The 15,513-nt window shown below is 68.2% G+C and carries 21 protein-coding genes, 1 tRNA gene and 1 pseudogene; 16 read left to right on the plus strand and 7 right to left on the minus strand.

Annotation, left to right across the window (positions count from 1 at the left end; all coding sequences use genetic code 11):
* From PFX90_RS05210 to PFX90_RS05220, 3 genes are all read left to right on the plus strand, one after another.
* Complete coding sequence (locus tag PFX90_RS05210) at positions 1–858, plus strand: hypothetical protein (RefSeq protein ID WP_285711327.1); 858 nt, start codon at positions 1–3, stop codon at positions 856–858.
* 119 nt (positions 859–977) lie between these two features.
* Positions 978–1,334: a DUF4440 domain-containing protein gene (locus tag PFX90_RS05215; RefSeq protein ID WP_285711328.1), complete on the plus strand. Its 357-nt coding sequence runs from the start codon at positions 978–980 to the stop codon at positions 1,332–1,334.
* Between the two features lie 27 nt (positions 1,335–1,361).
* Positions 1,362–1,538, plus strand: coding sequence for a hypothetical protein (locus PFX90_RS05220; protein WP_285711329.1), 177 nt, complete (start codon positions 1,362–1,364; stop codon positions 1,536–1,538).
* Here PFX90_RS05220 and PFX90_RS05225 read toward each other — a convergent pair.
* Positions 1,535–3,268 carry a fatty acyl-AMP ligase gene (locus tag PFX90_RS05225; protein WP_285711330.1) on the minus strand — a complete coding sequence of 578 codons (1,734 nt, stop codon included), beginning with the start codon at positions 3,266–3,268 and terminating at the stop codon, positions 1,535–1,537. The two genes, PFX90_RS05220 and PFX90_RS05225, sit on opposite strands and share 4 nt — an antisense overlap.
* A 142-nt stretch (positions 3,269–3,410) precedes the next feature.
* Between PFX90_RS05225 and PFX90_RS05230 the strand changes: the two genes are divergently transcribed.
* The 4 genes and pseudogenes from PFX90_RS05230 to PFX90_RS05245 form a co-directional block, all read left to right on the plus strand.
* Complete coding sequence (locus tag PFX90_RS05230; RefSeq protein WP_285711331.1) at positions 3,411–4,073, plus strand: regulatory protein RecX; 663 nt, start codon at positions 3,411–3,413, stop codon at positions 4,071–4,073.
* On the plus strand, positions 4,067–4,561 hold the full coding sequence (locus tag PFX90_RS05235) for a DUF192 domain-containing protein (RefSeq protein ID WP_285711332.1): 495 nt from the start codon (positions 4,067–4,069) through the stop codon (positions 4,559–4,561). The genes PFX90_RS05230 and PFX90_RS05235 overlap by 7 nt, the downstream gene beginning before the upstream one ends.
* Positions 4,562–4,865: 304 nt before the next feature.
* Positions 4,866–5,297 (plus strand): NADH:ubiquinone oxidoreductase subunit NDUFA12, encoded by a 432-nt coding sequence (locus PFX90_RS05240; protein WP_285711333.1) that lies wholly within the window; start codon positions 4,866–4,868, stop codon positions 5,295–5,297.
* 188 nt (positions 5,298–5,485) lie between these two features.
* Positions 5,486–5,722 (plus strand): annotated as a pseudogene (locus PFX90_RS05245) (DUF2155 domain-containing protein); the annotation flags it as partial.
* Between the two features lie 35 nt (positions 5,723–5,757).
* Here PFX90_RS05245 and aat read toward each other — a convergent pair.
* Entirely contained in the window at positions 5,758–6,561 is an 804-nt protein-coding gene (gene aat / locus PFX90_RS05250; RefSeq protein ID WP_285711334.1) for a leucyl/phenylalanyl-tRNA--protein transferase, read from the minus strand.
* A 91-nt stretch (positions 6,562–6,652) separates the two neighbouring features.
* On the opposite strand from aat, the gene PFX90_RS05255 reads away from it, so the two are divergent.
* The 4 genes from PFX90_RS05255 to nusG all read left to right on the plus strand — a co-directional run bounded on the left by PFX90_RS05255 (position 6,653) and on the right by nusG (position 8,264).
* Positions 6,653–6,728, plus strand: a tRNA-Trp gene (locus tag PFX90_RS05255).
* Positions 6,729–7,090: 362 nt separating this feature from the next.
* Positions 7,091–7,243, plus strand: a complete 153-nt coding sequence (locus tag PFX90_RS05260) for a hypothetical protein (RefSeq protein WP_285711335.1) — start codon at positions 7,091–7,093, stop codon at positions 7,241–7,243.
* A 198-nt stretch (positions 7,244–7,441) separates the two neighbouring features.
* Complete coding sequence (secE, locus tag PFX90_RS05265; RefSeq protein WP_285711336.1) at positions 7,442–7,684, plus strand: preprotein translocase subunit SecE; 243 nt, start codon at positions 7,442–7,444, stop codon at positions 7,682–7,684.
* A 43-nt stretch (positions 7,685–7,727) separates the two neighbouring features.
* A complete protein-coding gene (gene nusG / locus PFX90_RS05270; RefSeq protein WP_285711337.1) occupies positions 7,728–8,264 on the plus strand; it encodes a transcription termination/antitermination protein NusG in 537 nt (178 codons plus the stop codon).
* Positions 8,265–8,280: 16 nt separating this feature from the next.
* Here nusG and PFX90_RS05275 read toward each other — a convergent pair whose 3' ends face one another.
* The gene (locus PFX90_RS05275) at positions 8,281–9,906 is read right to left on the minus strand and encodes a DUF5597 domain-containing protein (protein ID WP_285711338.1); all 1,626 of its coding nucleotides are present in this window, start codon (positions 9,904–9,906) and stop codon (positions 8,281–8,283) included.
* A gap of 89 nt (positions 9,907–9,995) precedes the next feature.
* On the opposite strand from PFX90_RS05275, the gene PFX90_RS05280 reads away from it, so the two are divergent.
* Positions 9,996–10,175 carry a hypothetical protein gene (locus PFX90_RS05280; RefSeq protein WP_285711339.1) on the plus strand — a complete coding sequence of 60 codons (180 nt, stop codon included), beginning with the start codon at positions 9,996–9,998 and terminating at the stop codon, positions 10,173–10,175.
* On the opposite strand, the gene PFX90_RS05285 is transcribed toward PFX90_RS05280, so the two are convergent.
* On the minus strand, positions 10,172–10,849 hold the full coding sequence (locus PFX90_RS05285) for a PspA/IM30 family protein (protein WP_285711340.1): 678 nt from the start codon (positions 10,847–10,849) through the stop codon (positions 10,172–10,174). The two genes, PFX90_RS05280 and PFX90_RS05285, sit on opposite strands and share 4 nt — an antisense overlap.
* On the opposite strand from PFX90_RS05285, the gene PFX90_RS05290 reads away from it, so the two are divergent.
* The 4 genes from PFX90_RS05290 to PFX90_RS05305 all read left to right on the plus strand — a co-directional run bounded on the left by PFX90_RS05290 (position 10,824) and on the right by PFX90_RS05305 (position 12,789).
* Positions 10,824–11,111, plus strand: a complete 288-nt coding sequence (locus tag PFX90_RS05290) for a hypothetical protein (RefSeq protein WP_285711341.1) — start codon at positions 10,824–10,826, stop codon at positions 11,109–11,111. The genes PFX90_RS05285 and PFX90_RS05290 overlap by 26 nt on opposite strands.
* A 61-nt stretch (positions 11,112–11,172) precedes the next feature.
* Complete coding sequence (gene rplK / locus PFX90_RS05295) at positions 11,173–11,604, plus strand: 50S ribosomal protein L11 (RefSeq protein ID WP_017664542.1); 432 nt, start codon at positions 11,173–11,175, stop codon at positions 11,602–11,604.
* Between the two features lie 4 nt (positions 11,605–11,608).
* Entirely contained in the window at positions 11,609–12,301 is a 693-nt protein-coding gene (gene rplA, locus PFX90_RS05300) for a 50S ribosomal protein L1 (RefSeq protein WP_285711342.1), read from the plus strand.
* A 182-nt stretch (positions 12,302–12,483) separates the two neighbouring features.
* Positions 12,484–12,789, plus strand: coding sequence for a hypothetical protein (locus PFX90_RS05305; protein WP_285711343.1), 306 nt, complete (start codon positions 12,484–12,486; stop codon positions 12,787–12,789).
* On the opposite strand, the gene PFX90_RS05310 is transcribed toward PFX90_RS05305, so the two are convergent.
* The 3 genes from PFX90_RS05310 to PFX90_RS05320 form a co-directional block, all read right to left on the minus strand.
* Positions 12,748–13,650, minus strand: coding sequence for a GNAT family N-acetyltransferase (locus tag PFX90_RS05310; RefSeq protein ID WP_285711344.1), 903 nt, complete (start codon positions 13,648–13,650; stop codon positions 12,748–12,750). The two genes, PFX90_RS05305 and PFX90_RS05310, sit on opposite strands and share 42 nt — an antisense overlap.
* A gap of 10 nt (positions 13,651–13,660) precedes the next feature.
* Positions 13,661–14,638, minus strand: coding sequence for a polysaccharide deacetylase family protein (locus PFX90_RS05315; protein ID WP_285711345.1), 978 nt, complete (start codon positions 14,636–14,638; stop codon positions 13,661–13,663).
* A gap of 68 nt (positions 14,639–14,706) precedes the next feature.
* Positions 14,707–15,468 carry a competence/damage-inducible protein A gene (locus PFX90_RS05320; RefSeq protein ID WP_285711346.1) on the minus strand — a complete coding sequence of 254 codons (762 nt, stop codon included), beginning with the start codon at positions 15,466–15,468 and terminating at the stop codon, positions 14,707–14,709.
* Positions 15,469–15,513: the final 45 nt, after the last annotated feature.

Consider the following 15,513-nt stretch of genomic DNA (forward strand, 5'->3'; position numbering starts at 1 on the left):
ATGCCGAAGAGACCCGCGATGCTGTCGTTCCTCGCCGCGCTGCTGCTGGCCGCCTCTCCCGCGCAGGCCCAGACCGGCCCCGAGGCGCGCGCCTTTGCCGCCGACGCCCTGCCCAAGATCCGCGCCGCCTTCCCCGATGCCGAGGTCGCGCAGGAGCCGGGCGAGCCGCTCCAGATCAACATCACCCGCAAGGGCGAGACCGAACCGGCGGTGATGAACCTCCACCGCGTGTTCGGCTTCTGCCAGAACGTGCCCAAAACCGACTGCGAGGCGGAAACCGCGCGGCTGATCGCCATTCTGGCCAAGGCCTCCGTCAACCCCGAGGGCGAGGCGGCCAATCTGCGCCTCATCGTGCGCGACGCGGAGTATTGGAACTTCGTCCTGGGCTCCAAGCTCGACCCGCTGCCCCCGCACCGCCAGATCGGCGAGGATCTCTTCGCGATCCTCGTCTTCGACAGCCCCGAGGCGATCGCGCTCGCGCCCGCCGACCGTATCGCCGAACTGGGCCTCTCGCCCGAGAACGCGTGGCTTTTCGCCGAGCGCCAGACGGCCCGGATCCTTCCCGGCCTGCCCGAAACCGGCGCGCGGATCGAAGGGCTCGTGGTGTTTCAGGGAGACGAATACACCAGCTCGATGATGGCCTATCCCGAACGCTGGGCGGCGATCGCCGAGGCCACCGGGCCCGATCTGGCGGTGATCGCCAATTCCGACCAGTTCGTCTTCGCCGCAATGGTGCCCGATGGGGCCGAGCTGGAGCGCTATCGCGACCTCGCCGAGGACCAGTGCAAGCTCGCCCCGCGCTGCATCTCGCCCAATGTCTACCGCTGGCGCGAAGGCCGCTGGGTGATCGCGCGCTGAGGGGCGGGGGCGCACCGCCGCCCCGAAACCGGCCACAAGTCGTCCCGAAACCGGCGTCCGCGCGGAACCATCGCCACCGGATCGCACTACGCCCCTCGCAGCAAGTGAGGAGTGCGATCATGGACGATGCGCGGGTGTGGGAATTCGAGCGGAGCCTGTGGACCGGAGGTCCCGAGACCTACGAGGCGCTGATCGATGACCAGTGTCTGATGGTCCTGCCCGCTGTGCCCTATGTCTACACCGGTCGGCAGGCGATCGAAGCGGTCGCGGACACGCCGCGCTGGTCCGAGGTCGCCTTCAGCGAAGAGCTGGTGGTGCGACCCGAGGAAGGCCTGATCGTCCTCGCCTACAAGGCCGAGGCCCGGCGTGAGGGACAGACCTATGTCGCCTTCTGCACCAGCACCCTGCGCCGGCTCGCCCATGACGATTGGCGGGTGGTGCAGCACCAGCAGACAGTGCCGCTCGCCGCTTCCTGACACCCACGTCTTCGAGGAGATTGCCTGATGGCCACCGTCCCGCCGACCGATCCCGACACCGTCGAGCCGGTCGCCCCGCCCGAGGAAACGCCGCCGCAGCCCGCCGAGCCTTTCCCGTCTGCGCCGCCCGAAACCGAGCCGACCCCGCCCGACATCGACGAGCCGGGACGCGGGCCCGACGAGGCTCCGCCCGAAGACCTCTAGGCCGCCAGGTCGATCGGCACGATCTCGCCCGCGAGATAGAGCTTCTTCGCCTTGGCGCGGCTGAGCTTGCCCGACGACGTGCGCGGCAGGGTGCGCGGCGGGACGAGTTCGACGATGCAGCTCATGCCGGTGACTGAGCGCACCTTGTCGGCGATCTGGTCGCGCAGCTTCACGCGCTCTTCGGGGTCGGAGACCTTGCAGTGCACCAGCACCGCGGGCGCTTCCTCGCCGTTCTCCATCTCGATCGAGAAGGCCGCGATGTCGCCGTGGTTGAAGCCGGGGAGCTGTTCCACCGCCCACTCGATATCCTGCGGCCAGTGGTTCTTGCCGTTGATGATGATCATGTCCTTCGCCCGGCCGACGATGAACAGATAGCCCTTGGCGGTGTAGCCCATGTCCCCGGTGTCGAGCCAGCCGTCGACGAGGCAGTCGTTGGTCGCTTCCTCGTTGCGGAAATAGGAGTGCATTACGGAAGGCCCGCGGCACCACACCTTGCCGATCTGGTGATCGGCGCGGTGCTTGCCGTCCTCGCCGCGGATCGCGACGTCCATGTCGGGCAGCGGCTTGCCGCAATTGACGATCGCGCGGTAGCGGGCAGGACGGGAAAGATCACGAGGCGCGCCCGAGAGGCGCTCTTCCTCGACCAGCTCGACCCGGATGCCCTCGCCCGGCGGCATCACCGTCACCGCCAGCACTGCCTCGGCAAGGCCGTAGGAGGGGGTGAAGCTCGAGGCCTTGAAGCCCGCTTCGGCAAAGGCGTTGACGAAGTTCTGCATCACGTCCGGGCGGATCATGTCCGCGCCATTGCCCGCGATGCGCCAGCGCGACAGGTCGAAGCGCTCGGAGACGTGGCTCTGGCTCGAGATGCGGCGCGCGCAGATGTCGTAGCCGAAGGTCGGCGAATAGGAGAGCGTGTTGCCCGGATTGCGGCTGATCATGTCGAGCCAAGCGAGAGGCCGGCGTGCGAAGGCATCGGGCTTGAGGTAATCGCCCGAGACCTGGTTGGCGATCAGCGACAAGAGGCAGCCGACCAGCCCCATGTCGTGATACCACGGCAGCCAGCTGACGCAGCGGTCATTCTCGCCGAGGTTCATGGTGGTCGCGTGACCATAGAGGTTGTGCAGCAGCGCGCGGTGGGTGACCGCGACGCCGGTCGGGAAGCGGGTCGAGCCGGAGGAATATTGCAGGTAGCAGATATCGTCCGGCGAGGCTTCGGGCAGGTCGCAATCGGGGGCGGGGCGCTGGCTGAAATCCTGCCAGCTGGTCGCCGGGCACCCTTGCTTGGCGGCTGCCGCCTCGGCCATCTCGGCGATCTCGCCGGGATAGATGAGGATCTTGGGGTCGCTGCTCATCAGCTGGATCGCCAGCTGGTCGATATAATTGTCCTTGCCGCCGAAGGTGGTCGGCAGCGGCAGCGGCACGGGCCATGCGCCGGCATAGACGCAGGCGCAGAACAGCGCAGCGAAATCGGGGCCGGTCTCGGCGATCAGCGCGACGCGGTCTTCCTTGCCGATCCCCGCCGCAATCAGCCGCCGCGCCATCACCAGCGCATCCTCGCGCATTTCGGAATAGGGATAGACCCGCGCGAGTTCGCCGCGCATGTCGTGGAAATTGAGCCCCTTCAGGCTCCGCGCGGCATAGTTGATCGCTTCGTTGAAGGTTGCAAATTGCGCACGGATTCGCGGCAGGTCGCAGTCATTCGGCGTCGGCGTCAGGGCGGCGTCGGTCATAATTTTCAGCGATACCCGTCATTTGCGGCGCGATACATGGTATGCTCCCGTTCGCGCTCTGGCATAACCTGCGTGTCCCCAACAAAGCTGGCGGCGTCCGAGGTTGCGCATTTGATAAGGAAAGTGGCACGAATAAGGCGAAATGGTTTCAGGTAAAGCGAATTCGTCATCCTCCGGTCGCACGGCCGGGGAGGATCGCCGCTCCGGCGGGCGGCGCGAGAAGCGGGCGAAACCCCCGCTGACCGAGACGAAGCTGCGCGATCTGGCGCTGCATTACGCCGCCCGCTTCGCCTCCACCGGCGCGCGGCTCGAGGGCTATCTGGTGCGCAAGATCAGGGAGCGGGGGCTGGCCGAGGATGCGGACGGGCGGACGGTCGAGGTTGATATTCCTGCACTCGTCGCCCGCCTCGTGGAGCTCGGCTATGTCGATGACGATGCCTACGCCCGGATGCGCGCCCGCGATCTCGGCGCGCGCGGCTATGGCGCGCGGCGGGTGGAGGAGACGCTGCGCCACGCGGGGGTGGGCGAGCGGATCAGGCAGGCCCACGCCCCCGGCGAGGCCGCGGGCCGCCGCGCGGCGGCGCTGATGGCGCGCAAGAAACGGCTCGGCCCGTTCGGGGGCGATGCCGAGGGCCTCGATCCGCTCGCGCGGCGCAAGGCGCACGAAAAAGCCGTTGCAGCAATGCTGCGCGCAGGCCACCAGTACGAGCATGTGAAGGCGGTCCTCGCCGCGCGCGATCCGGACGCGGTCGAGGAATGGATCGCCGAGGCGCAAGAGGCCGAAGGGACGGACGAGCAATGGTAAGGCATATTCTGGCAGGCGCGGCGCTTGCTCTGGCACTGGTCGCGTGCTCCCCCGGCACGGGCGCGACCGCGAGCGCGCAGGCCCCGGCGTCGGCCGAGGCGGCGCGCCACCCGGTCTCGGGCCTCAAGGTCATCGACCTCGTCGTCGATCGCGGCGGCAAGCCGCTGAAGTTCAAGGTCGAGCTCGCCGATACCCCCGAGGCGCAGGCCAAAGGCCTGATGTTCCGCACCGAACTCGGCGATTTCGAGGGGATGATCTTCCCCTCCGAAGTCCCCGAGGCGCGTGCCTTCTGGATGAAGAACACGCCGATCAGTCTCGACATCATCTTCATCGGGATGGACGGCCGGGTGCAGAACATCGCGGCGAACACTACGCCCTATTCGCTCGATTCGGTGAAGTCCGACGGGGTCGCCAGCGCGGTGCTGGAACTGCGCGCGGGCCGCGCCAAGGCGCTGGGGATCGTGCCGGGGGATAAGGTAAGTTATTGAGCGGCATTTTGTTTGCGTGCCTGCCTCCGCAGGCACGTCCTCGGCGCTGTTTCAAGCCCTTCGGGCTTGAGCGCCTGCGGCTCGCGCCGTGCGCTCGCGGTCGCTGCGCGACCGATATCAGCACATCTGTCCGAGAGTCGCGGCTCCTCGGCCCGCCAACGGACGGGCCGCAAGGCCGAACGGCCGCCCGCAGGTGCCCGGAGCGGAGCGGAGGAACAGCGCCGAGGACGTGACCGCGGAGGCGGTCACGCAAACTAAGACTCTCACTTGGCGCAACCGACCGAATCCGCTAGGCGCAGCCCTCATGGGAATCCTGATGAAGATCTTCACCTGGTGGGACGGTGCCACCATCGGCACGCACCTGTGGGCCAGCCGCGCCAAGGGCGAACACGTCGGCACCGACGCGGCGGGCAACAAGTATTACCGTGCCCGCCCCAAGGCGGCGGCCGCCAATGACGGCTCCTACACCAGCCGCGAAAAGCGCTGGGTGATCTACAACGGCGCCAATGACGCCAGCCGCGTGCCCTCGGAATGGCACGGCTGGCTCCACGGCACCTATGACGAAGTGCCCGAAAGCCATCTCCCCCCGCCGCGCGTGTGGGAGGCCGATTACACCCCCAACGCCACCGGCACGGCGGCCGCCTATCGCCCGCAGGGCGCGCTCGAGCGCGGCGGCGTGCGGGCCCGCGCGGTCGGCGATTACGAGGCGTGGACCCCGGGCAGCGCGGACAGCTGAGGCGCACGCGCGTGCGGCCCTTCCGCCTTGCCGCTCCGCTGGCCTGCGCATTGACGCTTGCCGCTTGCGACTACTTCGCCCCGTCCTCGGGCGAAGCGGTGCGGGTCTCGCTCGACGATTCCGCCACCCCTGCCCCGGCTGCCAGCGCCACTGCCGCCGCGCCCGCCAATGACTACGGCGCCACCCCGATGAACGAGCGCGTCGCGGTGCTCGGCCTGCTCAACAAGCGCAACAACGTCTCCGAAGAGCTCAAGCTCAAGCCCGGCGAAAGCCGCGAGATCGGCCCCGTGATCGTCCGCGTCTCGGCCTGCGAGCGCACCGCGCCGTGGGAGCTGCCGCAGCAGACCGGCGCCTTCGTCCAGGTCGACATCCGCGAGCGCGACCAGGCCCAGCACACCCGCGTCTTCTCGGGCTGGATGTTCCTCGAAAGCCCGAGCCTCAACGTCGTCGAGCACCCGGTCTACGATGTCTGGGTCAAGGACTGCACGATGCGCTTCCCGGGCGAGGAGGGGCCGGCATCACCCAAGGAAGGCGCCAAGGACGCGCCCGCCAAGCCGGCCGCCACGCCCTCGGCAGCGCCCGCTGTTGCGCCCACGCCCGCCGGATAAAGCACCCCCGAGGCGAACTGCCGCCAGGCCTCGCCCAGCCCCATCGCCGGCTCGCCCTGCGCCGCCTCGACCAGCCGCCGATACTGGGCTTGCGCCAGCTCGCGCGCGCCCATCGAGCGCAGGTGTTCGGTCATGAACTGGCAGTCGAGCAGCGCGAACCCCGCCCGCCGCATCAGCGCCACCAGCCAGGCGAGCGCGACCTTGCTCGCATCGGGCACCCGGCTGAACATCGATTCGCCGCAGAACACCCGCGCGAAGTTCACCCCGTAGAGCCCGCCGACCAGCTCCGGCCAGCCCTCCTCGCCCACCTGCCAGCACTCGACCGAATGGGCGTGGCCGGCGCGGTGGAGGCCGAGATAGGACTGGATGATGCGCTCCGAAATCCACGTTTCGGGATGATCGGGGCGCGGCTCGGCGCAGGCGCGGATCACCTGCTCGAAGGCGCGGTCGACCGTCACCGTAAAGCGATCCGCGCGGATCACCTTCTTCAGCGACTTCGACAGATGCAGCTCCTCGAGCGGAATGATCGCCCGCTCGCGCGGCTCGACCCAGAAGACTTCCGGATCGTCACGCCGGTCCGCCATCGGGAAAATCCCGCTGCGATAGGCGAGCAACAGGGTCTCGACCGGGATCGGAGGGCGGTTAGGCGCGTGCATGCGCCTGTTTACATACAGGGGCATGGGCTGCGTGGCAAAGAGGATTGCCTAACTTTCGTTGCAGCGCTAAGGGCCGCCCCTCAGCGAGTGCAGGGGTGTAGCTCAGCTGGTAGAGCATCGGTCTCCAAAACCGAGGGCCACGGGTTCGAATCCTGTCACCCCTGCCATTTCTTGTGTTTCGAACCCGCCTCCGCGGGTTCGTCCTCGCGGCGGTTCCTCACTTCGCTACGCTTCGTTCGGGCCGCTGCGGCTCGGCCGCTTGGCCTCGCGGCCCTGCGGGCCGTTCTTGTGTTTCGAACCCGCCTCCGCCGCTTCGTCCTCCCGGCTGTTCCTTCGTTTCGCTTCGCTTCACTCCGGGCCGCTGCGGGCGCGCGTTCGCGCTTGCGGTGCCTTCGGCACCGATTCTCGCGCCTTGCCGTTTAGGGGGCGTTGGGCATTTCACCGCCTCGTCCGTTCATCCTGTCGCAAGCCGAAGCGTGTATTCCTGTCGACGAGTTGAAGTCGCCCAACGCACAACAGGAGACCAAGGATGAGCGCCTACACCTTCCATTCCTCGCGTCCCGACCACTGGGTCAGCCCGCGGCCGACCCGCGACCGGGCGCGGCTGCGGGCGATCCATGGTCCGCTCCAGCCGCTCGAAGCGCCCGGCGGCTGGCTCTCGCGTCTGCTCGCGCGCCGCTGAGCCGGGCGACGGGGGCCGCGCCTTTCCGGCCCCAAGCGATCTTGCATTTGCGCGGCGCTCCGCGTAAGGCCCCAATCGTCTCACCGACATCGGCAAAATCTCCAGCCCCTCCGGCGACCTTGTCCCGGGCGGCGCGGAGCCCTACCTGAAAGCCGGCCGGACGAGACACGGCGCCATTACGCGAAGGAACAGGCTGGCATGGCCGACAAGATGATCGCTCCCAAGGACGGGGCAGAACCGAAGAAGCCCAGGACCTCGCCCGGCGAGTTCTTCAACCAGGTGCGCGCCGAGACGAACAAGATCGTCTGGCCGAGCCGCGAAGAAACCGTGCGCACCGCGATCTTCGTGTTCATCTTCATGCTGATGCTGTCGGTCTTCTTCCTCGGCATCGACACCGTGTTCGGCCTGATCGTCAACGCGCTGATCGGCCTGCTCAAGTAAGCGCCCGCACTCCCGCTAGATTCCCATTTCCCAAGGACGCTCCATGGCCCGCTGGTACATCATTCACGCCTATTCCGGTTTCGAGAACAAGGTCCGCGACGCGATCATCGCCGAAGCCGAACGCCTCGGCCTGTCGGAAGGCGTCGAGGAAGTGCAGGTCCCGACCGAGACCGTGACCGAGATCAAGCGCGGCAAGAAGGTCCAGGTCGAACGCAAGTTCATGCCCGGCTACGTGCTCGCCAAGCTGAACATGACCGACGACATCTACCACCTCGTCAAGAATACCCCCAAGGTGACCGGCTTCCTCGGCTCGGGCAACAAGCCGCAGGCGATCTCCGAGAAGGAAGCCTCGCGCTATTTCGGCGGGGTGGAAGAAGCCAAGGCCGCACCCAAGCGCGACATCAGCGTCGATTACGAGATCGGCGATTCGGTCAAGGTCAACGCCGGGCCCTTCGCGAGCTTCAACGGGATCGTGGAAGAGCTCGATTTCGACAAGCAGAAGGTCAAGGTCAGCGTCTCGATCTTCGGCCGCGCCACTCCGGTGGAGCTTGGGTTCGAGGAAGTTGAACTGGTGAAGTGAAGATTTGGGTGGTTGCCTAGCGGTAGCTGCCCATCTCGATCTTCAGCCACACGGGCTCCGCGCCGAAGCTGAAGCCGTAGTCGATCTGGTCGCCGTTCCAGCGGCGGCGCATCACCCATTGGCCCTCCACGAAGGTGCCTTCCTGCGCCTCGATCACCTGCGCGCTCTCGCCCTTGGCGGGGGCGGCCAGCGTAAGGCGCAGGCGCACGTTCTGGCCGCCCACCAGAAACGTGTCGGCATCGAGCTGCGCCACGACCAGCCCGCCGGTGAGCTTGTCGGCCAAGGGGTGCGGGTCGCGCGCGATCCATGTCCAGTCGTCCTCGCCGAAGGCCCAGCGGCCATAGGCGGCGGTGAGCCGCCAGCGGCCCATGACCGTGCTCTGATCCGCCCCGTCCATCCCGCGCGCCGTGCCCCATAGCGGCCTTTCGGAAGCGATCTGCGGCCAGGCCGACATCGCGCTCCCCATCAGCCGGTAGGGCGCGGCGAAGGCGTCGAGCGTGTTCTTGTCGAGCACCTTCGCCCCCAGCGGGTAGTTGACGAAGCCGGTGTCATCGAGCCCGAAAGGCGAATAGAGCAACGCCCCGCGCCCGAAGGCAGCCCAGGCAAAGCGCGCATATTCCGCAGCATTGCCGATCTCGGGCACGATCAACGGCGCGCCGGCTGCGCTGTAGCGCTCGAGGTAGCGCTCAACCGCCGCAGCGTCGCGGGTGTAGATGTCGGGGCCAATCGCCGCGAGCGACGGCGCGGCCACCCGCCACACCGGCAGCACATTCCAGTTCGGCCCGCCCGAGGGGCCGATGTCGCCCCCCTCGTCGGTGAAGGCATTGCCAAGCGCGGCATTGGCGATCATCGGCAGCGCCAGCTCGGCCTGCCCGGCGCGCGCGACGGTGTCGATATAGCGCGCGACGTGCCACGACATGAAGAACTGCTCGGCGCGCGGGCCGAAGCTCGCCTGCCAGCTTGCGCGGGGAATGCCCAGCGCCCGCGCCAGCTCCTGCGGGATCAGCCCCTTGAACAGGGCATCCGCCGCCGGGGCATGATCGCGCGCGAGGCCCCAGCTGCCCGCCTCGTTCTCGACCTGCACCATGATCACGGTGTGCTGCGCGTCGGCCACCTTGAGGTGGCGCATCAGCGCGGCAAACGCCCGCGAATCGGCCTTCAATGTCTCGGCCCCGTGCGGGCTGAGCGAGCCATGCGCGCGGCCATCGGGCGCGCGCATCCGGGGGAAGCGCTTGCCGTCCTGCTTGACCCAGGCGGGGGTGTAGCTCGCGCCGGTGTTCTTCCAAGTGCCGTACCACAGCAGCACCAGCCGCAGCCCCTGCGCCCGTGCGCCCGCTAGCATCGCATCGACATCGCCGAAGTCGAACCGGCCTTCCACGGGCTCGATCTGCTCCCAGCCGACCGGGAGCATCACCGTGTTCGCCCCCACGGCCTTCGCCGTCGGCCAGACCTGCCCCAGCACTGCCGGATAACCCGAGGAATTGTTGGCTTGCACAGCCAGCGCCGCGAAGGGCTTGCCGTCGACCAGCAGCATCGGCCGCGCCGGGCCGGAAGCGATGCGCGGGAGCGCGGTTTCGGCGCGCGCGGCGACTGCCGTCACCAGCAACAGAACGCCCAGCAAAGCCGCCCAGAACCTGCCCATCCCCGCGTCCCTCCCGCGCAATGTTTGCGCTACCATAGGAGGGAGGGAGGCGATTGCAAACCTGGCCGCAGGCCCTAGGCTGGCGCGCGATGCAAACCCGCCCCGGCATCTGCAACCGCAAGCGCCGCTTCGCCACGCGCGAGGCGGCGGAGGCCGCCGCCCTCGCCGCAAACGTCACCTTGCGCGCCTATAAATGCGCGCTCTGCAAGCAATTCCACCTCACCAGCCGCACCAAGGGGCTGCGGGTGCCGCGCGCAGTAAGGCCTTAGCCCTTCTTGCTGCCAGACTTTTTGGCCGGAGCGGGCGCGGCGGCCTTCAGGGCGGCGAGTTCAGCCTCGATCGCGCTCGCGCGGCGCATGTTCTCGATCTCGCTCTCGACGCTGGCGACCGTGCGCGAGGGCGCTTCGTCCTCGGTCGCGAACTGGGCGCGCTGGCCGAGGGTGTTGATGCGGTTGAGGTGGGCTTCGGCGCGGCTCGCGGCCCCGCCGGTGCTGCCGGCGCGGGCAGCCTCTTCGGCGGCGATCTGGGCGCGGGCCTGCGCGCGGGTTTCCTCGCGCTTGGCTTCGAGCTCGCGCACGGCGGCGTCGATCTCGGCAAGGCTGGCGTCGGCGGCGGCGACTTCGCTCTTCAGGCGGGCGATTTCGAGGCGGCAATCCTCGCGCGCGAGCAGCGCCTGACGGGCAAGGTCCTCGCGGCCATGATCCATCGCGGTCTTGGCCTTGTCGCCCCAGTCGGCCTCCTTGAGCTCGTGCTGGGTGAGCAGCGCCTCGAGCCGCCGCTTGTTCTGCGAGACGCGGGTGCGCTCACCGGTGAGGCTGATGATCGATTCCTCGATCTCGCGCTGGAGCAGGGTCAGCATCTTGGCGGGGTTGGAAGCGGATTCGATCGCGCTCGTCACGTTGCTGGAAATCAGTTCCTTGATCTGGATCGCGACCCGAAACATCTGTGCCCTCCTGTTGCCCCTGCGGCTTGGCGAAAAAGCCTTAGGCGACAATCGTTTGAGAATTCATGAATCGCAAGCGGCGATTGCGGCGGTCATCATTTTCCTGCAGGCGCGCGGCGCGGTCAGCCTGCGCGCGCCGGGGCTGGACGCGCGCGATTCGCTTGCATTCTCGCCCCGACACGCTATGCGCGCGCCTTCGCTCGGCCATCGGCCGGGTGATTCCGTGCGGGAGCCGCTGGCGTGCACAGGCCACGGCGTTTGACCGCTCACCATGAGCCGGGCTGGAAACAGCGCGGCAACAGTGCGAACAGGAGCAAGGCCTCATGGCCAAGAAAATCGAAGGCTATATCAAGCTGCAGGTGCCCGCGGGCTCTGCCACCCCCTCGCCGCCGATCGGCCCGGCGCTGGGTCAGCGCGGCGTGAACATCATGGAATTCTGCAAGGCGTTCAATGCCGCCACGCAGGAAATGGAAAAGGGCATGCCGATTCCGACGGTCATCACCGTCTACGGCGACCGTTCCTTCACCTTCGTCACCAAGACCGCGCCGGCGACCTACTTCATCAAGAAGGCCGCCAACCTCAAGTCGGGCTCGAAGGAGCCGGGCAAGGTCTCGGCCGGAACCATCAAGACCTCGCAGCTGCGCGAGATCGCCGAAGCCAAGATGGCTGACCTGAACGCAAACGACATCGATCAGGCGATCAAGATCATCGCCGGCAGCGCCCGCTCGATGGGCCTCGAAGTGGTGGAGGGCTAAGCACATGGGCAAGATCACCAAGAAGGCGAAGGTTCTGGCCTCGCTCGACCGCGAAAAGCTCTACACCATCGAGGAAGCGCTGGGCGTGCTGCGCCAGTTCAAGGGCAAGTTCGACGAGACCGTCGAAGTCGCCATGAACCTCGGCGTCGATCCGCGTCACGCCGACCAGATGGTCCGCGGCATGGTCTCGCTGCCCTCGGGCACCGGCAAGGACGTGCGCGTCGCGGTGTTCGCGCGCGGCGACAATGCCGAGAAGGCGCTGGCCGCCGGTGCCGACAAGGTCGGTGCGGAAGACCTGCTCGAGGACATGCAGAACGGCAACCTCGATTACGACCGCGTGATCGCCTCGCCCGACATGATGGGCATCGTCGGCCGCCTCGGTAAGGTGCTCGGCCCCAAGGGCCTGATGCCGAACCCGAAGCTCGGCACGGTGACCCCGAACGTCGCCCAGGCGGTCAAGGACGCGAAGGCCGGTCAGGTCGAGTTCCGCGTGGAAAAGCAGGGCATCATCCACTCAGGGATTGGCAAGCTCAGCTTCTCGGACGACGCGCTGAAGGCGAACTTCAAGGCGCTGACCGAGGCGGTGGTGAAGTCGAAGCCGAGCGGCGCCAAGGGCAAGTATGTCCGCAAGGTCTCGCTGACCTCGTCGATGGGCCCGGGCCTCAAGGTCGACCTGAGCGAGGTCGAGGGCGCGTAAGCCCCTTTCCTACAGCTCAGCTGACAGCCTATGAGGGGTCGGAAGCCGCGCGCTTCCGGCCCCTTTGCTTTGCGGAATTGGTCATTCGGACCCCTTGCCTTCTGCGCGCGTTGTACCATTTGATACAGGCACCCGCGGCGCCCCTCCTCTCCCTCGCCCGCGGTTCATGAAAGAGGTCGCTCATGCCCGTTGCTTCGGAACGTCTCTCCGGCTGGTTGTCGCCCAAGTGGCTGGTGTCGGGTGTCGCTCTGGCGGCGGACGGCCTGTTGCTCAACTACGACCTGCGGCTCGGCCTTGCGGCGACGGCGCTGCTTGCGGTGGTGGTGGCGGTGTGGCTCTACATCGCGCTGCGTTACGGCTCGCTCTCGGGCACGCCCTCGGTGCGCACCGCGCTGGTCGAGCGGTCGCGCCAGCAGGAAGCGAACCGCCTGCGCGCCGCGCAGCGCTCAGCCGCGCAAGGCGGCGCGGATCCGGCCGAGGGCGCCTGACCGCTCCGCCAGCGCCTTCGCTCCGGCAACCCCCGCATCGAAGGCCACGCGCGCGCCGATCAGCGTGCGGTTGGCAAGTGTGGGGTTGAGCAGGACGAGGCTCGAACACGCCGCCGCGTCGGTCCCGAACAGCGCCTTGTGCGCGCCCTCGCCCTCGGTGAAGTCGAACCAGGCGAAGCGGCGTTCGGCGAACAGCCGCTCCAGCGCCTCGATCTGGAGCACCGTGCCGGGTGAGAGCCGGGCGAAGGCGGGATCGTAGCCGAGGTGGGCATAGACCAGCGTCCGCCCGCTCACCGGCAGCGACAGATAGGCGATGGCGCTGCCCCCCGCGTGGAGCAGGAAGGCGCGCATCCGGTCGTCCTCGGCCGCCTCCAGCATGGCGCGGCGCGCGGCGGGATCATCGGGCAGCCCTGCATCCAGCAGCCGCGCCTGATAGGTCTTCGCCGACAGCGGCAGGGCGAGGGCAAGGAAGGCCTCGATCTCGGCGGGGGTGCGGTGGGCGGTGACATGATAGCCCCCCGGCAGCTCCTCAGCCAGCTTCCTCGCCTTGCGCTTGAGGGTCGAGCGGGTCTTGCCCGAGAAGCGCGCCATATAGGCCTCGAACCCGAGGCTCATGTCGATGTAGTGCCGCCGGTAGTCCTGCCTCCCGCCGGGGATGCAGCCCGGATAGCGCGCGGCGACCTCGGGCAGCAGCAGGGTCGGGGCGGAGAGCACCCGCACCCCGTCACGCGCCGGGGGCGGGGCCGGGGGCAGGGCGGCGGCGAGCACGTCCTCGAGGCTGAAGGCCCAAGTCGCCAGCTCCCGCGGCACCCGTGCAAGGCGGCGCGACCCCAAGGTGAAGTCGATCCCGGCGGAGGCCATCGCGGGCGCTCTAGATGCTGCCGTAGAGCGCGTTGGAGACGAACTGCTCGGCGATCCGGCGGCTGGTGCGGAACGGGCACGCCGGGAGCGCGGTGGTGCTGCCGGTGAGCGACAGCAGCGGCGGGGTCCCGGCATAGGTGCCGGTCTCGACGCCGCGCATCCGCGCCAGCGCCTTGAGCAGCCCGGTAAAGCGGCGCCGGACGATCGGGTTCACCGCCTGCCGACGGCGGTTGATGAGCTCGAAGGAGTGGCTGACCACCGTGAAGCTGTCGCGCCCGCTGTCCTTCGCATGGCGGATCGCGCTGACCAGCTCGCCCAGCGTCAGCGCGGTGAGCTGCGCGTGGCGCAGCCCTCCGCCCATCGTGCCGATCGCGCCCACGGGAACCTCGATCACGCCCATATGGCCGACCGGATCGCGGTCCTCGGCGCCGAGGCTGATGCGGCACGCGCCCGAGCCGACCAGCGCCGGGCAATGGCTGGTGTCGTAATCGAGCCCGGTCGCAGCGAGCGCGCGAAGGGTGTCGTCATTGGCGCCGTAATTGCCCGCCCGGAAGGCGACCGGCGCGCTCGCACCTGCGGCAATCAGGGTGGTGCGGGCGTAGTCGAGGATCGCGCACTGGTCCTCGAAAGCGAAGTCGGCGAGGTTCTTGCCCGTGGCCTTCGAGGCGAGCGGGCTGGCGGGGCCGGCGAGGCCCAGCCACTCGGTATGGCAGTGCAGCTGCACGTCCTGCCCGGCGGCGACGATCGGTCCGACGATGTCCTCGATCGCCGCCACGCCCCACACCAGTGCGGGCATCGGGTCAACGAAGAACACCGCCTTCTGCCCGTGCTCTGCCAGCAGCTCGAGCTTGTGGGTGATCCCCGCCGGACCCTCGGGCGTCACGCAGGCGATCGAGCGGGCGAAGTTCTCGGCACGGTCGTCCGCTCCCGGGCCATTGTAGAGGCCGGAGGAGTATTCGGTGTCGATCGTGATGAACACGCGCGTCATGACCAAGCCTCTATCAGGCAAGGGTTAAGGCGAGGTGATGATGTCTCCCGAAGCGCCCGCAGGCGACCTCAGATGCCGCCCGGCGTCACCGGATGCCCTGCCGCTGCCAGCCCCTCGGCGAGGGCCGCGCAGCACGCCGCAAGGTCCTCGGCGCTGACCGAGCGGACCACGAAATTGGCGCCCACTCGGCCCTCGCGGAAGAAGGGGTAGGAGCCGATCTGGCAGGTTGCGAAGGCCGCCTCGGTGCGGCGCAGGATGTCGGCGACCTCGCTTTCGGGGATCCACCCGCCGAGCGTCTCGGACAGCAGCGGCGCGCCGCCTTCGAGCTCTCCCGTCAAGGCGTCGAGCATGCCCGCCGTGATGTGCGGCACGCCCGCCATCAGGAAGATGTTGCCGCGCCGGATGCCGGGTGCGCCGGACATGCGATTGGGGATCAGCTCCGAGCCCTCGGGCACCCGCGCCATCCGCAGGCGCCCCTCGTTGAGCCCGCCGCGGGTTTCGTAATAGCGTTCGAGTATCGCGCGGGCATCGGGGTGGATGACGACCGGCACGCCCAGCGCCGCCGCGACCGCATCGACGGTGATGTCGTCATGGGTCGGGCCGATCCCGCCGGTGGTGAAGAGGTAGTCGTTGCTCGCCCGCAAAGCATTCACCGCCTCGACGATCTTCGCCTCGACATCGGGCACGACGCGGACTTCCGCGAGGCGGATGCCCTGCACCTGCAACCAGCTCGCGACCTGCGCGATGTTCTTGTCCTGCGTGCGGCCGGAGAGGATTTCGTCGCCGATGACGATGAGCCCGGCGGTCCAGATCTTGTCGGGAGAGGTCATGGGCATTGGTTAGGCGAAGGCGGGCGCAATCGGAAGAGATTACCG

It is taken from the genome of Erythrobacter oryzae (genome assembly GCF_030271515.1).
In the GTDB taxonomy this organism is placed as follows: Bacteria; Pseudomonadota; Alphaproteobacteria; order Sphingomonadales; family Sphingomonadaceae; genus Erythrobacter; species Erythrobacter oryzae.

Bases quoted from the DNA above. Each gene is read 5' to 3' on its own strand.
- PFX90_RS05210 (WP_285711327.1), top strand. From the start codon at position 1: ATGCCGAAGAGACCCGCGATGCTGTCGTTCCTCGCCGCGCTGCTGCTG.
- PFX90_RS05215 (WP_285711328.1), top strand. From the start codon at position 978: ATGGACGATGCGCGGGTGTGGGAATTCGAGCGGAGCCTGTGGACCGGA.
- PFX90_RS05220 (WP_285711329.1), top strand. From the start codon at position 1,362: ATGGCCACCGTCCCGCCGACCGATCCCGACACCGTCGAGCCGGTCGCC.
- PFX90_RS05225 (WP_285711330.1), bottom strand. From the start codon at position 3,268: ATGACCGACGCCGCCCTGACGCCGACGCCGAATGACTGCGACCTGCCG.
- PFX90_RS05230 (WP_285711331.1), top strand. From the start codon at position 3,411: ATGGTTTCAGGTAAAGCGAATTCGTCATCCTCCGGTCGCACGGCCGGG.
- PFX90_RS05235 (WP_285711332.1), top strand. From the start codon at position 4,067: ATGGTAAGGCATATTCTGGCAGGCGCGGCGCTTGCTCTGGCACTGGTC.
- PFX90_RS05240 (WP_285711333.1), top strand. From the start codon at position 4,866: ATGGGAATCCTGATGAAGATCTTCACCTGGTGGGACGGTGCCACCATC.
- aat (WP_285711334.1), bottom strand. From the start codon at position 6,561: ATGCACGCGCCTAACCGCCCTCCGATCCCGGTCGAGACCCTGTTGCTC.
- PFX90_RS05260 (WP_285711335.1), top strand. From the start codon at position 7,091: ATGAGCGCCTACACCTTCCATTCCTCGCGTCCCGACCACTGGGTCAGC.
- secE (WP_285711336.1), top strand. From the start codon at position 7,442: ATGGCCGACAAGATGATCGCTCCCAAGGACGGGGCAGAACCGAAGAAG.
- nusG (WP_285711337.1), top strand. From the start codon at position 7,728: ATGGCCCGCTGGTACATCATTCACGCCTATTCCGGTTTCGAGAACAAG.
- PFX90_RS05275 (WP_285711338.1), bottom strand. From the start codon at position 9,906: ATGGGCAGGTTCTGGGCGGCTTTGCTGGGCGTTCTGTTGCTGGTGACG.
- PFX90_RS05280 (WP_285711339.1), top strand. From the start codon at position 9,996: ATGCAAACCCGCCCCGGCATCTGCAACCGCAAGCGCCGCTTCGCCACG.
- PFX90_RS05285 (WP_285711340.1), bottom strand. From the start codon at position 10,849: ATGTTTCGGGTCGCGATCCAGATCAAGGAACTGATTTCCAGCAACGTG.
- rplK (WP_017664542.1), top strand. From the start codon at position 11,173: ATGGCCAAGAAAATCGAAGGCTATATCAAGCTGCAGGTGCCCGCGGGC.
- rplA (WP_285711342.1), top strand. From the start codon at position 11,609: ATGGGCAAGATCACCAAGAAGGCGAAGGTTCTGGCCTCGCTCGACCGC.
- PFX90_RS05305 (WP_285711343.1), top strand. From the start codon at position 12,484: ATGCCCGTTGCTTCGGAACGTCTCTCCGGCTGGTTGTCGCCCAAGTGG.
- PFX90_RS05310 (WP_285711344.1), bottom strand. From the start codon at position 13,650: ATGGCCTCCGCCGGGATCGACTTCACCTTGGGGTCGCGCCGCCTTGCA.
- PFX90_RS05315 (WP_285711345.1), bottom strand. From the start codon at position 14,638: ATGACGCGCGTGTTCATCACGATCGACACCGAATACTCCTCCGGCCTC.
- PFX90_RS05320 (WP_285711346.1), bottom strand. From the start codon at position 15,468: ATGACCTCTCCCGACAAGATCTGGACCGCCGGGCTCATCGTCATCGGC.